Origin of the sequence: Hydrogenophaga sp. (assembly GCF_022844385.1) — a bacterium.
Lineage (GTDB): Bacteria > Pseudomonadota > Gammaproteobacteria > Burkholderiales > Burkholderiaceae_C > Hydrogenophaga.
Genome location: NZ_JALHLX010000083.1, coordinates 1 through 15,230, shown reverse-complemented (window position 1 = coordinate 15,230; position 15,230 = coordinate 1). Strand labels below are relative to the sequence as shown.

Here is a 15,230-nt window from a genome sequence, read left to right as displayed (position 1 = left end):
GCGACCTGAAGCGCATGCGTACCGTGCAAGCCTGATGGCCGAGGGGCCGACAAAGGGGCTGCACAAAAGAAAAACGGGCCGTGAGGCCCGTGTTTGCTTGATCCCTGGCGGAGAGGGCGGGATTCGAACCCGCGGTGGGTATTAGCCCACACACGCTTTCCAGGCGTGCGACTTAAACCGCTCATCCACCTCTCCGCGAAGCCTTCAATTGTAGCAGCCTCGCGGGCCTGCTCAGGTGGCTGAACTGCCGTCAGCCGTCTTGTGCCACGCATGCTGCTGCAGCACCTCCAGGGATACGTGTTGCAAGGTGGTGACGTTGGTACTCTCCAGCACCACGGGTGGAGCCATGCCGGCTTGCAAGGCTTCTTTCCAACGTTGAACGCACAGGCACCAGCGGTCACCAGGCTTGAGACCGGCGAACCGCCACTCGGGCCGCGGTGTGCTCAGGTCGTTGCCGCGCTCGCGAGAGAACGCCAGGAAGGGCGCGGTCACGCGCGCGCACACCACATGGGTACCGTGGTCGTCGGGTCCGGTCTCGCAACAACCGTCCCGGTAAAAGCCGGTGAGCGGGTCGTAGGAGCAAGGCAGGAGTTCGCTGCCAAGAACGTTGCGCGCGAGAGTCATGGTGGTGTCAACGAGGGCGGAGGATCGGTCAGTTGGTCTTGGTGGCACCCACCATTTTCATGGCGGAAGCGATCAAGGCCGACACTTCGGTCATGTTGCTTGGAACGATCAAGGTGGTGGTGGCGTCGGAGGCCACCTTGGCGTAGGCGTCCACTGCGCGCTCGGCCACCTTGAGCTGCACGGCTTCCTGTCCACCGGGTTGGCGAATGGCTTCTGCCACCACGCGAATGGCTTCTGCCGTCGCTTCGGCCACCGCAAGAATTGCCGAAGCTTCGCCCTGGGCATTGTTGATCTCTGCTTGCTTTTCACCCTCGGAGCGGGCAATGAAGGCTTCACGCTCGCCGGTGGCGATGTTGATCTGCTCCTGGCGGCGGCCTTCAGAGGCTGCGATCAGCGCGCGCTTCTCGCGTTCAGCCGTGATCTGGGCCTGCATGGCCAGCAAGATCTCTTTCGGGGGGGTGAGGTCCTTGATCTCATAGCGCAGCACCTTCACGCCCCAGTTGAGCGCAGCTTCATCGATGGCGTGCACCACTTGCGCGTTGATGATGTCGCGCTCTTCGAACGTCTTGTCGAGCTCCAGCTTGCCGATCACCGAGCGCAACGAGGTCTGGGCGAGCTGGGTCACTGCCACGATGTAGTTGGACGATCCGTAGCTGGCGCGCATGGGATCGGTGACCTGGAAATACAGAATGCCGTCGACCTGCAATTGGGTGTTGTCGCGCGTGATGCAGACCTGGCTGGGCACGTCCAGCGGAATTTCCTTCAGGCTGTGTTTGTAGGCCACCTTGTCGATGAACGGGATCAGGAAGTTCAGGCCGGGTGCCAGCGAGGTGTTGTATTTCCCCAGGCGTTCGACGACCCAGGCGTTTTGCTGTGGGACCACCTTGACGGAGCGTGTGATGAAGATGGCGGCGACGACGAGGAGGAGGATGGCAATTTCCATGGCGGACGGGTCTCGGGACGGTTGAAAGTCAGGTGGTGAGGGTAGCGCAAGGGCGCAGCAGGCTTGTGCGTCAGACCTTGTCGACCAGCAACCGGCTGCCAACCAGCTCGGCGATCCGGTAGGCACCGGGGGTGGGCGGATTGCCCGGGCGATGGATCACGGTCCATTGGGCGCCCCGGTATTTGACGCTGGCCGTGCCATCAACGTTCCATTCGTCGATCTGCAGAATCTCGCCCACATCCAGGTTCACGCTGCGCATGGCACGCACGGACGGGTCGGCAGGGCGCCGCTTCTTGATGACATAGCAGGTCACCACCGCCGCCGATCCGACGAAGGCGGCCACGCTGAGTTGCCCCGCCAGCCCCAGGCCTGCGTGGGCGGCCAGTGCACCTGCGGCCAGGCCCACGGCGAGCATGAGCAGGTAGAAAGTGCCTGTGAACAGTTCGAGTGCTACGGTGAAACCCGCCAACACCCACCACAATGTTGAATCCGACATGCATGTTCCCGTGAGTTGAATGGACTGCGCCGGGCTTTCGCTTCCGGCGTTTGTCTGAGCAATGCCACATTCTGGGGCAAATGAACGGACGCACCGGCAAGCTGTCTCATGTTGTCCGTACACTTCGCGCTTTCTTTCGCCTGATGGCCGCGCCTCCCGCGGCTGGAGAACTTCATGAAATTCCGTTTCCCCATCGTCATCATCGACGAGGACTTCCGCTCCGAAAACACCTCGGGTCTGGGCATTCGCGCTTTGGCGCAGGCCATCGAGGTCGAAGGCTTCGAGGTGGTCGGGGTGACCAGCTATGGCGACATGAGCCAGTTCGCCCAACAGCAGAGCCGGGCCAGCGCCTTCATCCTGTCGATCGACGACGAGGAATTCAGCCACGGCGCCGACCTCGACCCGGTGGTGCTGAACCTGCGCAACTTCATCGACGAGGTGCGGCGCAAGAACTCGGATGTGCCGATCTACATCTACGGCGAGACCAAGACCAGCCGGCATTTGCCCAACGACATCCTGCGCGAGCTGCACGGCTTCATCCACATGTTCGAGGACACGCCGGAGTTCGTGGCGCGCCACATCATCCGCGAAGCCAAGAGTTACCTCGAGGGCATCCAGCCGCCGTTTTTCAAGGCCCTGCTCGACTACGCCGAAGACGGCTCGTATTCGTGGCACTGCCCGGGCCACTCGGGTGGTGTGGCGTTCCTCAAGAGCCCGGTGGGCCAGATGTTCCACCAGTTCTTCGGCGAGAACATGCTGCGCGCCGACGTTTGCAACGCGGTGGAAGAGCTGGGCCAGCTGCTGGACCACAACGGCGCCATTGGCGCGAGCGAGCGCAACGCCGCGCGCATCTTCAACGCCGACCACTGCTTCTTTGTCACCAACGGCACCAGCACCAGCAACAAGATGGTCTGGCACCATACGGTGGCGCCGGGCGATGTGGTGGTGGTGGACCGCAACTGCCACAAGTCCATCCTGCACAGCATCATCATGACGGGCGCGATCCCCGTCTTCTTGAAGCCCACGCGCAACCACTACGGCATCATCGGCCCGATCCCGCAGAGCGAGTTCGAGATCGATGCCATCAAGGCCAAGATCCGCGCCAATCCGCTGCTGGCCGGTGTGGACCCCGACACGGTCAAGCCCCGCGTGCTCACGCTCACGCAGTCCACCTACGACGGCGTGCTCTACAACACCGAAGCCATCAAGCAGATGCTCGACGGCTACGTGGCCAACCTGCATTTTGACGAAGCCTGGCTGCCCCACGCGGCCTTTCACCCGTTCTACGGCAACTTCCACGCCATGGGAAAAAAGCGCGTGCGGCCGCTGGAGTCGGTGGTGTACGCCACGCAGTCCATCCACAAACTGCTCGCCGGCATCAGCCAGGCCAGCCATGTGCTGGTGCAGGACTCGCAACACGTCAAGCTCGATCGCCACCTCTTCAACGAGGCCTACCTGATGCACACCAGCACCAGCCCGCAGTACGCGATCATCGCCAGTTGCGACGTGGCCGCCGCCATGATGGAGCCGCCCGGTGGCAAGGCGCTGGTGGAAGAGAGCATTTTTGAAGCGCTCGATTTCCGTCGCGCCATGCGCAAAATCGACGCCGAGTTCGGCGACGACGACTGGTGGTTCAAGGTCTGGGGGCCGGACGACCTGGCTGAGGAGGGCATGGGCGAGGCGACGGACTGGGTGCTGAACCAGGATCCGGCGGGCTCGCAGGCCACGGCCAAGGAATGGCACGGTTTTGGCGACATGGCACCGGGCTTCAACATGCTCGACCCGATCAAGGCGACGATCGTCACGCCGGGCCTGAACCTGGACGGGCGCTTCGAGCCCACCGGTATCCCGGCGTCCATCGTCACCAAGTTCCTCGCCGAGCACGGCGTGGTGGTGGAGAAGACGGGCCTGTACTCGTTCTTCATCATGTTCACCATCGGCATCACCAAGGGCCGGTGGAACACGTTGCTGACCGCGCTGCAGCAGTTCAAGGACGATTACGCCAAGAACCAGCCGATGTGGCGCATCCTGCCGGAGTTCTGCCAGAAGCACCCGCGCTATGAGCAGATGGGCCTGCGCGATCTGTGCCAACACGTGCACGAGCTCTACGCCCGCTACGACATCGCGCGCCTGACGACCGAGATGTACCTGAGCGACCTGACACCGGCCATGAAGCCGACCGATGCGTTTGCCCACATTGCGCAGCGCACCACCGAGCGTGTGCCGATCGACGAGCTCGAAGGTCGCATCACCACCAGCCTGGTGACGCCGTACCCACCGGGCATTCCGCTGCTGATTCCGGGCGAGGTCTTCAACAAGAAGATCGTCGACTACCTCAAGTTCGCGCGTGAGTTCAATGCCCAGTGCCCGGGCTTCGAGACCGACATCCACGGTCTCGTGGAGATGGTGGGCGACGACGGCAAGAAGCGGTACTTCGCCGATTGCGTGAAGGCCTGATCCGGGTCAAGGCTGCGCGTCGGGGCGCGGCCGCAGGAAGCTGGCGAATCGCGGCACGCCGCTGGCGTTGAGGCCGCGAAAACGGTAGGTCACCCACTCGCCCACGGCCGGTGGGTGATCGCGCTGGGCATCTGTGAAGCCGGTGCCCAGGCGGAACTGCACGCCATCGGGCGTTTCCACCAGCAGGGCGCCCATGCGACCGGTGTGCCGACCTTGGCCGGCCAGGTGCTGCAGCACACGCGCTTCGGCGTCTTCGTGGGTCTTCACCTTCAACAAATCGTCATTGCGCTCGGCGCGGTAGAGAGAATCGCCCCGGTGCAGCATCAAACCCTCGCCGCCTGCTTTCACCAAGCGGTCCAGCCGCTCCATCAACTCGGCGTGGCTGTGAACGCGCTGTTGTGCGACAGCCTGTACCCACGGCCGGTTGAGTTGTCGCACCAGTGTCTGGTACGCCTGGATGCGTTCGTTGAAGAGCCCCGGGTGGGCGGGCAGGTCGAACACCATGAAACGGACGCGGCGCCAATCGTAATCCTTGGGGGTTTGCCGGCGCACCGTGGACAGCGCTTCTTCAAATCGTCCGCGTCCGACCCAGAGCTCACCATCCATGGGCTCGGCGGGCCAACCTGCGGTGAACCAGTCGGGCGCCACCACCACCTCGCCCCCGCGGGTCAGCAGTTGCCTCCCATTCCAGAAGCCACGCAGGCCGTCGTACTTTTCGCTCAGCCAGTAGTCGGCCAGCCGCACACCGGGCCGGTACACATTGGAGAGCATCAGTGCGGGAGCTTCGCCCGACCACGCGGGCCACGGCACGCCGCTGGCGAGCAGGCCGAGCCAGCCGAGCAGTTCGCGCCGTTTCATGACGCCCCGAATCTCTCGGGGATCAGCTCAGCGCGTCGCTGTCGCGGCTGACGCCCGTGGTGTGGCTGTAGCCACCATCCACGTAGGTGATCTCGGCGGTCACGCCGGCGGCCAGGTCGCTGAGCAGGAAGGCGGCCACGTTGCCCACGTCTTCAATGGTCACGTTGCGCCGGATCGGCGAGGCGCTGGCCACCATGCCCAGCAGCTTGCCGAAGTCCTTGATGCCGCTGGCGGCCAAGGTCTTGATGGGGCCGGCGCTGATGCCGTTGACGCGCATGCCCTTGGGGCCGAGCGACTCGGCCAGGTAACGCACAGACGCCTCCAGGCTGGCCTTGGCCAGACCCATGGTGTTGTAGTTGGGCACGGCGCGCAGTGCACCGAGGTAGGTGAGGGTGAGCAGGGCCGACTTCGGGTTGAGCATGGGCAACGCAGCCTTGGCCATGGCCGGGAAGCTGTAGGCGCTGATGTCGTGCGCGATGCGGAAGTTTTCGCGCGTCAGGCCGTCGAGGAAATCACCGGCGATGGCTTCGCGCGGGGCAAAGCCGATGCTGTGCACGAAGCCGTCGAACTTGGGCCAGACCTGCGCCAGGTCGGTAAACAGTTTCTCGATCTGGGCGTCGTCACCCACGTCGCAGTCGAAGATGAGCTTGGAGTTGAAGTCGGCCGCGAACTCGGTGATGCGGTCCTTGAAACGCTCGCCGACATAGCTGAATGCGAGCTCTGCGCCCTGCTGGTGGCAGGCTCTGGCGATGCCATAGGCGATGGACCGGTTGGACAGCACGCCCGTGATCAGCAATTTCTTGCCGGTGAGAAAACCCATGTTTCTGTCTCCAATGAAAAATCCTTCAGAATTGTCGCATGCACTTTTCCCGCATCCGCCCTGGCCACCGACTCGTTTCGCTGTCTTTGGCCGCGTTGCTGGCGCTCTGGAGTCCGCTGGGTTGGGCTGCTCATGGTTATGCGCTCTGGGGCGAGCTCAAGTACCCCGATGGCTTCACGCACTTCGACTACGTCAATCCGCAAGCGCCCAAGGGTGGCGAGCTGCGGCTGGTCAGCAACCAGCGCGCCAGCACCTTCGACAAGTACAACCCCTTCACCCTGCGCGGCAATGGCCCGGCCTACCTGTCGAACCTGATGTTCGATTCGCTGCTGGCCGGTGCGCTTGACGAGACGGGTGCCGCGTACGGCCTGCTCGCCGAAGACGTTCAGGCGGCGGGCGACGGCCTGTCGGCGACCTTCAGGCTGCGCAGCACGGCACGCTTTCACAATGGCGACCCGGTGCTGGCGGCCGATGTCAAGCACACCTTCGACACGCTGCTGGGCCCGCACACCTCACCGGTCTACAAGACCATCCTGGCCGACGTGGCGGGGCTGGACGTGATTGACGAGCGCACGGTGCGTTACCGCTTCAAGGTGCCCAACCGCGAACTGCCTCTCACGGTGGGCGGGCTGCCGGTGTTCAGCCGCGCCTGGGGCAATGAGATCGACCCGGCCACCGGACAGCGCAAGACCTTCGACAAGGTCGTCACCGACCTCCCCATCGGCAGTGGACCCTACAAAATCGGCCCGGTCAGTTTCGGCAAGGACATCACTTACGTGCGCGACCCGGCGTACTGGGGTCGGGACCTGCCGGTGCGTCGCGGCACCGCCAACTTCGATCGCATCACGGTCAAGATTTACCGCGACAACACCGCACGGCTGGAAGCGCTGAAGGCTGGCGAGTTCGACCTCATGCGCTTTTTCTCGGCCGGCGACTGGGCGCGGCGCGTTACCGGGCGCAAGTTCGACTCCGGCGAACTGGTCAAGGGCGAGTTCACCCACCGCCTGCCCACGGGCTTTCAGAGTTATGTGCTGAACACCCGCCGCAAGCCGCTGGACGACATCCGCGTGCGTGAGGCCTTGGCCCTGGCCATGGACTATGAGTGGATGAACCGCCAGATGTTTTACAACGCGTACCAGCGCGTGCAGGGTCTGTTTGGCAACACCGATTGTTCGGCCAGCGGGGTGCCCGATGCAAATGAGCTGGCCTTGCTGGAGTCGCTGCGTGCGCAGTTGCCACCGGCGGTGGTGGGCCCGGCCTACCAGCCGCCCAGAACCGATGGTGAGAGTTCGCTGCGCCAGAATCTGCGGCGCGCCCAGGCCTTGCTGCGCGAGGCGGGCTGGACAGTACAGGACGGCGTGCTGAAGAACGCACAAGGTCAACCCATGGTGCTGGAGTACCTCGACAGCAACGAGGTGGGCGCTCGTGTGGTGGCGCCCTGGATCCGCAACCTCGAGAAGCTCGGCGTGACATTGCGTTTTCGCCCGGTGGACTTTGCGCTCTACCAGCAGCGCCTGCGCACCTTTGACTTTGATGTGCTGACGCTTGCCTTTGGGGGAACCCACAACCCGGGCTCGGAGTATGCCGACCTGTTCGGCTCCGAAGCCGCCAAAACCCCCGACTCGGGCAACTTCACCGGCATTGCCAACACGGCGGTCGACACGCTCATCACGCGCATGATCAGTGCCAAGACGCGGCCTGAGTTTCTGACAGCGTGCCGTGCACTGGATCGCGCCATCACCCACAGCCATGTGCTGATTCCCCAATGGTCGGCCACCACCCACCGCATGGCCTACAACGCATGGCGCTTGGAACGCCCTGAGCAAATGCCGCCGTACGCCACAGGCGAAGCATGGGCCATTGACACCTGGTGGGCCAGGCAATGATGCCCCCACGCTCCACCGCTGCGCGGGTCGCTGCCCCCCAAGGGGGCTGGCCTTGCTTGGGGCGGCCCGGCGCGGCGGCCCCTCCACCCCGACAGGACTGACACGCCATGTGGGTCTACATCCTCAAACGCCTGCTGCTCATGATCCCGACGCTGTTCGGGGTGCTGCTCATCACCTTTGTGGTGGTGCAGTTCGTGCCGGGCGGGCCCGTGGAGCAGTACCTGGCCGAGGCTCGAAGCGCGGAGGGCGGGGCGGCCGAAGGGGGCTCGGTGTACCGTGGTGCGCAAGGCGTGGACCCGCAGCGCATCGAGCAGATCAAGGCGCTCTACGGCTTTGACAAACCGGCGCATGAACGCTTCATCGAAATGCTCGGACGCTTTGCGCGTTTTGATCTGGGCACCAGCTTCTTCCAGAACAAACCCGTCGGAGATCTGATCCTGGAGAAGTTGCCGGTGTCCATCACCCTGGGCCTGTGGACGTTCCTCATCAGCTACGGCGTGGCGGTGCCGCTGGGCGTGGCCAAGGCGGTGCGCGCCGGCTCGCGCTTTGACCTGGTGACCACCCTGCTGGTGCTGATCGGCTATGCCATTCCGGGCTTTGTGCTGGGCGTGGCGCTGTTGGTGATTTTTGGTGGACAACTGCAGTGGTTCCCGCTGCGCGGACTGACCTCGTCCAACTGGGAAGAACTCAGCTGGGGCGCACGGATCGTGGACTACCTCTGGCACATCACCTTGCCCGTCACCGCCATGGTGCTGGGCAGTTTCGCGGTCACAGCCATGCTGACCAAAAACGCCTTTCTGGAGGAAATCCGCAAGCAGTACGTGATGACCGCGCGTGCCAAAGGCCTGAGCGAGCGGCAGGTGCTTTGGAAGCATGTTTTCCGCAACGCGCTCATCCCCATCGTCACCGGCTTTCCGGCGGCCTTCATCGGTGCGTTCTTCACCGGTGCACTGCTGATCGAAACTTTGTTTTCGCTCGACGGGCTCGGGCTGCTCAGCTACGAGAGCGTGATCCGCCGCGACTACCCCGTGGTCATGGGCACACTGTTCCTGTTCACCCTGATCGGCCTGGTCACCAAGCTGATCTCCGACCTCTGCTACGTGTGGGTCGACCCCCGCGTGAAGTTCGACTGATGGCCACCACATCCCTGAGCCCGGGGCGGCGCGCCTGGCTGCGGTTCAAACGCAACAAGCTGGGCTATTGGAGCCTGATCGTTTTTTGCGTGCTGGTGGTGGCCAGCCTGTTCGCAGAGGTGCTCTCCAACGACCGGCCCCTGATCGTTCGCTACGAAGGCAACACGTATTTCCCGGTGGTGCAGGAGCACGCTGAAACGGTTTTTGGCGGCGATTTCGACACGCCCACCGACTACCTCGACCCTTTCATCCAGGAGCAGATATCCAAGGGCGAGAACTGGGCGCTGTTTGCGCCCAATCCCTACGGCTCCAACACCATCAATTACTTCGCTGCATCGCCCAACCCGGCCGGGCCCACGGCCGCCAACTGGCTCGGCACGGACGACCGCGGCCGCGATCTGCTGGCCCAGCTCATCTACGGTTTTCGCGTGAGCGTGCTGTTCGCGCTGGCGCTCACAACCATCGGCGTGATGCTGGGCATCGTCACGGGGGCCATACAGGGGTTTTTTGGCGGCAAGACCGACCTCGTTTTCCAGCGCTTCATCGAGATCTGGGGTTCCATGCCCGAGCTCTACCTGCTCATCATTTTCTCGGCCGTGTTCGCGCCCAGCCTGGCGCTGCTGCTGGTGTTGCTGAGCCTGTTCGGGTGGATGGGTTTGTCCGACTATGTGCGCGCCGAGTTCCTGCGCAACCGACAGCTCGATTACGTGCGCGCAGCCCGCGCCCTGGGGTTGTCGAACTGGCAGATCATCTGGCGCCACGTGCTGCCCAACAGCCTGACCCCCGTGGTGACTTTCCTGCCGTTTCGCATGAGCGCGGCCATTCTGGCGCTCACCTCGCTCGACTTCCTGGGGCTGGGCGTGCCGCCCGGCACACCGTCGCTGGGCGAGTTGCTCAGCCAGGGCAAGAACAGCATCGACGCCTGGTGGATTTCGCTGTCCACCTTTGCGGTGCTGGTGATCACGCTGCTGCTGTTGACCTTCATGGGCGATGCACTGCGCGATGCGTTGGACCCACGGAAAGCGGACAAATGACGACTTCCATGCTCCTGGACGTGAAAGGTCTGCGCGTGTCGTTTGGCGGCCAGGAAGTCGTGCACGGCATCGACTTCGCCATCAAGGCCGGCGAGAAGCTGGCCCTGGTGGGTGAATCCGGCTCGGGCAAAACGGTATCGGCGCTCTCGCTGTTGCGCCTGGTACAAAACGCCGAGGTGAGTGGCTCGGCGCTGTTCAACGGCAACGACCTGCTGGCCATGACCGAGCACCAGCTGCGCGGGGTGCGCGGCGACGAGGTGGCGATCATCTTCCAGGAGCCCATGACGGCGCTCAACCCGCTCTACACCGTGGGAGACCAGATCGGCGAGGTGTTGCAACTCAAGAAGGGCTTCACACCGCGCCAGGCGCTCGCCTCCACCATCGAGTTGCTGGCTTCCACCGGCATCCCCGAACCCGCGCGCCGCGCCAATGCCTTTCCTCACCAGCTCAGCGGCGGTCAGCGCCAGCGCGCCATGATCGCCATGGCGCTCGCCAGCGCGCCCAAGTTGCTGCTGGCCGACGAGCCCACCACCGCTTTGGACGTGAGCCTGCGCGGCCAGATACTGGACCTGCTGGCCGACCTGCAGCGCCAGCACGGCATGGCAGTGCTGCTGATCACCCACGACCTGAACCTGGTTCGCCGCTTTGCCGATCGCGTGGCCGTCATGGAGCAGGGCCATCTGGTGGAGCAGGGCGTCGTGAGTGAGGTGTTTGCCGCGCCGCGGCATGCCTACACACAGATGCTGCTGGCCAGCAAACCCAAGCGCGATGTGGTGCCCGCCGAGCCACCCGCTGCGGATGCTGTGCCGGTGCTGCATGCACGTGGCTTGCGTGTGAGTTACCCGGTGCCTCTGCCCGGCCTGCGCGGCTGGTTCAAGAAGGGTGAGTTCGTTGCGGTGCAGGGCGCCGACCTGGACGTGGCACCGGGCCAGACGCTGGGCGTGATCGGCGAATCGGGTTCGGGCAAGTCGACGCTGGCGCTGGCCGCGCTGGGCCTGTTGCCGCACCAGGGCAGCTTGCAAGTGACCGGGTCCGACTGGGCGCAAGCCCTCAGGAGCGGCCAGGGCAGGGCACTGCGCCAGCGGGTGCAGGTCGTGTTCCAGGACCCTTTTTCCTCGCTCTCACCGCGCATGACCATCGAGCAGATCGTGGGCGAAGGCCTGCTGGTTCACCAGCCCGGGCTCTCCGTGGCGCAACGCCGCGAGCGCGTGGTCACGGCCCTGGCCGACGTCGGTCTGGTCGACGACCCCAAGCGCGGCGGGGACTGGTTGCAACGATATCCGCACGAGTTCTCGGGGGGGCAGCGCCAGCGCCTGGCGATTGCGCGCGCGCTCATCATCGATCCACAGTTGCTGGTCCTCGACGAACCCACCAGCGCGCTGGATGTGACGGTGCAAAAGCAGGTGCTGGCCCTGCTGCAGCGCCTGCAGCGCGAGCGCGGCTTGAGCTATCTGCTGATCACGCACGACGTGGACGTCATCCAGGCCATGGCGCACCACGTCATCGTGATGAAGGACGGCGCGGTGGTCGAAAGTGGCTCGGTGGAACAGGTGTTGCGCGCGCCCGGGCATCCCTACACCCGCACGCTGGTGCAGGCTGCAGCCTGATGCGCTCACGGGCTTGACCTGCATCAGGCCGCTGGAGGGGTGGGCGGCGTATAACCGCTGCTCATGACCGATTCCACACCCCATTCGACACACCCCGTCTCACTGCAGTCGCCCTGGCGCTGGCTGGCTTTGGGCTGGGCCGACCTGCGGCGCAACCCGGTGCCAGGCCTGGTGCATGGACTGCTGCTCACCGCCTTCGGCTGGCTGTTGCTCTGGGCTGCGCGTGACCAGTTCTGGCTGCTGGCTGGCGCCTTCTCGGGCTTCCTCATCGTCGCGCCCATCCTCGCGACCGGGCTTTACCAGGTCAGCCGCCAGCGCAGGGCCGGCCTGGGCGAGGTGATTCAACTCTGGCGCTCGGGCGATGGACGTCTGGTGAAGTTCGGCTTGTTGCTGGGCCTGGCCGGCACCGGCTGGGTGCTCACCTCGGCCGGGCTGATCACGCTGGGGTCGCCCGTGCCTATCCTCAAGCCGGTGGATTTTTTGCGCCATGTGGTGCTGGTGCGCCAGGTGGGCCTGTTCGAGGTCTGGTTGTTGCTGGGCGCCTTGTTGGCAGCGCCCGTGTTTGCCTCCACCGTGGTGGCTCTGCCCATGCTGGTGGATACCCGAGCTTCTGTGATGGAGGCGGTGGCCGAGAGTTGGCGCGCCGTGGCGACCCACCCCGGACCCATGGTGTTGTGGGCGGTGGTGATCGCCTTCCTGGTCGGCCTGGGCATGGCCACCGGCTTGCTCGGCCTGATCGTGCTGATTCCGCTGCTGGCCCACGCCAGCTGGCACGCCTACCGCGACCTGACCGCCCATCGGATGGAGCGCTGAACCATGGGCAACACCCTGTTCGGCTACACCGAGGGCCAGATCGCCCAGTTCGGCCTGACCTTTGGCGTCGGCGCCTTCATCCTCTACATGCTTTTCATCGTGTTCAACCTCGCCCGCGAATCCAAGGCCGGCAAGTTCGGCACCTTCGTGCTGTTTCTGGTGCTCTCATTCGGCATGCTGGGGTTTCTGGCCAAGAACCTCATTCAATGGGTGCTGGGTATTTGAACGGCGTTCCGCATTGAATGGTCGATCGGGTTGCCAATCGACTGTGGCAGGCGTTACAATGCGAGCTTCACGACCAAATGGGCGGGTAACTACCGGCCCATTTTTTTTGGCCGAACGCTTTTGACCCTGAGGTAATCCACAGGGTTGATATCACGGCACACCCTGGGCAGACACCATCAGCATGGCTTGGCAAGAGATCGTAGAGCAGACCGTTACCGGACTGGGTTTTGACCTGGTGGAGCTGGAGCGCTCGGGCAGCGGCTTGCTGAAGGTCACGATCGATCTCCCTTGGGAGGCGCCTGTTGAAGGTCAGCCGGTGCCGCCGGAGCGTTTTGTCACGGTCGAAGATTGCGAAAAAATCACGCGTCAGTTGCAATACCTGCTGGAAGTTGAGGGTCTGGAATACCGCCGCCTCGAAGTGGGTTCGCCGGGTATTGACCGGCCGCTCAAGCGCGAGATCGACTACGTGCGGTTTGAAGGTCACGTGATCGACCTCACCTTGAAGGCCCCGATCGGCGCCACCGGTACCGACGTGGCGGCGAACCGCAAGAAATTCAGGGGCACGCTGGAGCGTGCCGACGATGGCGTGCAGTGGCAGGTGGTCTGGAGCGATGCACCAGAGCCCAAGCCCGGTGCCCGGGTGAGCAAGAAGCGGGCGCCCGTGCCCATGCAGGCCATGACCTTTTCGCTGGACGACATCCAGCAGGCGCGCTTGGCGCCAATCGTGAATTTCAAGGGCCGCCAGGCCCCCGGAGCCAATGCTTCAGACAGTGACGAATGAGAGAAATCAAAGTGAGCCAGGACATGCAATTCGGAAAGGTGGGCGAGTGAAATGAACCGCGAAATGTTGATGCTGATCGATGCGATCTCGCGCGAGAAAAACGTCGAGCGAGACGTCGTGTTGGGCGCCGTGGAACTGGCGCTGGCCTCGGCCACCAAAAAACTGTACAAGGGCGAGGTGGACATCCGCGTGGCCATGGACCCGGACACCGGTGCCTATGAGACCTTCCGCCGCTGGTTGGTCGTGCCCGATGAGGCCGGCCTGCAGAACCCCGACGCCGAAGAGTTGCTCACCGACGCCCGCGACGAACTCGCCGACATCGAAGAAGGCGACTTCATTGAAAAGCCGGTGGAGAGCGTGCCGATCGGCCGCATTGGCGCCATGGCGGCCAAACAGGTGATCCTGCAAAAGATCCGCGACGCCGAGCGCGAGATGCTGCTCAACGACTTCATGTCGCGCGGCGACAAGATCTTCGTGGGCACCGTCAAGCGCATGGACAAGGGCGACCTCATCGTTGAGAGCGGCCGCGTGGAAGGCCGTCTCAAGCGTGGCGAGATGATCCCCAAGGAAAACTTCCGCACCGGCGACCGTGTGCGCGCCATGATCATGGACGTGGACCTCACCTTGCGCGGTGCACCGATCCTGCTGTCGCGCTCGGCCCCCGAATTCATGATCGAGCTCTTCCGCCAGGAAGTGCCCGAAATCGAGCAAGGCCTGCTGGAGATCAAGACCTGCGCCCGCGATCCGGGTTCGCGCGCCAAGATTGCCGTGCACACCAACGACCGTCGCATCGACCCCATCGGCACCTGTGTCGGTGTGCGTGGATCGCGCGTCAACGGCGTGACCAACGAACTCGCCGGCGAACGCGTGGACATCGTGCTGTGGTCGGAAGACCCGGCGCAATTCGTCATTGGCGCTTTGGCTCCCGCCAACGTGGTCTCCATCGTGGTGGACGAAGAGCGCCACGCCATGGACGTGGTGGTGGACGAGGAAAACCTCGCCATCGCCATCGGCCGCGGTGGTCAGAACGTGCGACTGGCGTCCGAGCTGACCGGCTGGCGCATCAACATCATGACGGCCGACGAGTCGGCCCAGAAGCAGGCCGAAGAGGCCGACGGCATCCGCAAGATCTTCATGGCCAAGCTCGACGTGGACCAGGAGATTGCCGACATCCTGATCGAAGAAGGCTTCACCAGCCTCGAAGAAGTGGCCTACGTGCCGCTGCAGGAAATGCTGGAGATCGAGTCTTTTGACGAGGACACGGTCAATGAGCTGCGCACCCGCGCCAAGGATGCCCTGCTGACCATGGAAATCGCTCGCGAAGAGAGCGTCGAAGAAGTTTCGCAAGACCTGCGCGACCTCGAAGGCGTGACCCCGGAGCTGATCGCCAAGTTGGCCGACGCCGGCATCCACACCCGCGACGAGCTGGCCGATCTGGCCACCGACGAGCTCACCGACATCACCGCACAGACGCCTGAAGAGGCCACCGCGCTGATCATGCTGGCACGCGCTCACTGGTTCACCGGTGACGAAGCGCAATCCACGACCTGACC

Annotated in this window: 14 protein-coding genes and 1 tRNA gene; 9 read left to right on the top strand and 6 right to left on the bottom strand. The window is 64.0% G+C overall.

The window, feature by feature from the left end; translation table 11 throughout:
- Window positions 1–105: 105 nt before the first annotated feature.
- The 4 genes from Q0C59_RS13505 to Q0C59_RS13490 form a co-directional block, all read right to left on the bottom strand.
- Window positions 106–195, bottom strand: a tRNA-Ser gene (locus tag Q0C59_RS13505).
- A gap of 36 nt (window positions 196–231) precedes the next feature.
- On the bottom strand, window positions 232–624 hold the full coding sequence (locus Q0C59_RS13500) for a DUF2237 family protein (protein ID WP_291216348.1): 393 nt from the start codon (window positions 622–624) through the stop codon (window positions 232–234).
- A 28-nt stretch (window positions 625–652) separates the two neighbouring features.
- The gene (locus Q0C59_RS13495) at window positions 653–1,567 is read right to left on the bottom strand and encodes an SPFH domain-containing protein (protein ID WP_291216346.1); all 915 of its coding nucleotides are present in this window, start codon (window positions 1,565–1,567) and stop codon (window positions 653–655) included.
- 70 nt (window positions 1,568–1,637) lie between these two features.
- Window positions 1,638–2,063 (bottom strand): NfeD family protein, encoded by a 426-nt coding sequence (locus Q0C59_RS13490; protein ID WP_291216344.1) that lies wholly within the window; start codon window positions 2,061–2,063, stop codon window positions 1,638–1,640.
- A gap of 174 nt (window positions 2,064–2,237) precedes the next feature.
- On the opposite strand from Q0C59_RS13490, the gene Q0C59_RS13485 reads away from it, so the two are divergent.
- Window positions 2,238–4,520 (top strand): arginine/lysine/ornithine decarboxylase, encoded by a 2,283-nt coding sequence (locus Q0C59_RS13485; RefSeq protein ID WP_291216342.1) that lies wholly within the window; start codon window positions 2,238–2,240, stop codon window positions 4,518–4,520.
- A gap of 6 nt (window positions 4,521–4,526) precedes the next feature.
- Here Q0C59_RS13485 and Q0C59_RS13480 read toward each other — a convergent pair whose 3' ends face one another.
- Complete coding sequence (locus Q0C59_RS13480; RefSeq protein WP_291216341.1) at window positions 4,527–5,378, bottom strand: DNA ligase; 852 nt, start codon at window positions 5,376–5,378, stop codon at window positions 4,527–4,529.
- A gap of 22 nt (window positions 5,379–5,400) precedes the next feature.
- The gene (gene fabI / locus Q0C59_RS13475; RefSeq protein ID WP_291216339.1) at window positions 5,401–6,198 is read right to left on the bottom strand and encodes an enoyl-ACP reductase FabI; all 798 of its coding nucleotides are present in this window, start codon (window positions 6,196–6,198) and stop codon (window positions 5,401–5,403) included.
- A gap of 38 nt (window positions 6,199–6,236) precedes the next feature.
- On the opposite strand from fabI, the gene Q0C59_RS13470 reads away from it, so the two are divergent.
- The 8 genes from Q0C59_RS13470 (at window position 6,237) to nusA (ending at window position 15,228) form a co-directional block, all read left to right on the top strand.
- Window positions 6,237–8,084 carry an extracellular solute-binding protein gene (locus Q0C59_RS13470; protein WP_291216337.1) on the top strand — a complete coding sequence of 616 codons (1,848 nt, stop codon included), beginning with the start codon at window positions 6,237–6,239 and terminating at the stop codon, window positions 8,082–8,084.
- Between the two features lie 107 nt (window positions 8,085–8,191).
- Window positions 8,192–9,217, top strand: a complete 1,026-nt coding sequence (locus Q0C59_RS13465; RefSeq protein WP_291216335.1) for a microcin C ABC transporter permease YejB — start codon at window positions 8,192–8,194, stop codon at window positions 9,215–9,217.
- On the top strand, window positions 9,217–10,251 hold the full coding sequence (locus Q0C59_RS13460; RefSeq protein ID WP_291216334.1) for an ABC transporter permease: 1,035 nt from the start codon (window positions 9,217–9,219) through the stop codon (window positions 10,249–10,251). Before Q0C59_RS13465 ends, Q0C59_RS13460 begins: the two co-directional genes overlap by 1 nt.
- Complete coding sequence (locus Q0C59_RS13455) at window positions 10,248–11,858, top strand: ABC transporter ATP-binding protein (protein ID WP_291216333.1); 1,611 nt, start codon at window positions 10,248–10,250, stop codon at window positions 11,856–11,858. Before Q0C59_RS13460 ends, Q0C59_RS13455 begins: the two co-directional genes overlap by 4 nt.
- Window positions 11,859–11,921: 63 nt before the next feature.
- Window positions 11,922–12,671: a DUF2189 domain-containing protein gene (locus Q0C59_RS13450; protein WP_291216332.1), complete on the top strand. Its 750-nt coding sequence runs from the start codon at window positions 11,922–11,924 to the stop codon at window positions 12,669–12,671.
- A 3-nt stretch (window positions 12,672–12,674) separates the two neighbouring features.
- Window positions 12,675–12,896, top strand: coding sequence for a DUF2788 domain-containing protein (locus tag Q0C59_RS13445; RefSeq protein WP_056274579.1), 222 nt, complete (start codon window positions 12,675–12,677; stop codon window positions 12,894–12,896).
- 181 nt (window positions 12,897–13,077) lie between these two features.
- Window positions 13,078–13,677, top strand: a complete 600-nt coding sequence (rimP, locus tag Q0C59_RS13440) for a ribosome maturation factor RimP (RefSeq protein WP_291216330.1) — start codon at window positions 13,078–13,080, stop codon at window positions 13,675–13,677.
- Window positions 13,678–13,728: 51 nt separating this feature from the next.
- Window positions 13,729–15,228, top strand: a complete 1,500-nt coding sequence (gene nusA / locus Q0C59_RS13435) for a transcription termination factor NusA (RefSeq protein ID WP_291216328.1) — start codon at window positions 13,729–13,731, stop codon at window positions 15,226–15,228.
- Window positions 15,229–15,230 lie beyond the last annotated feature (2 nt).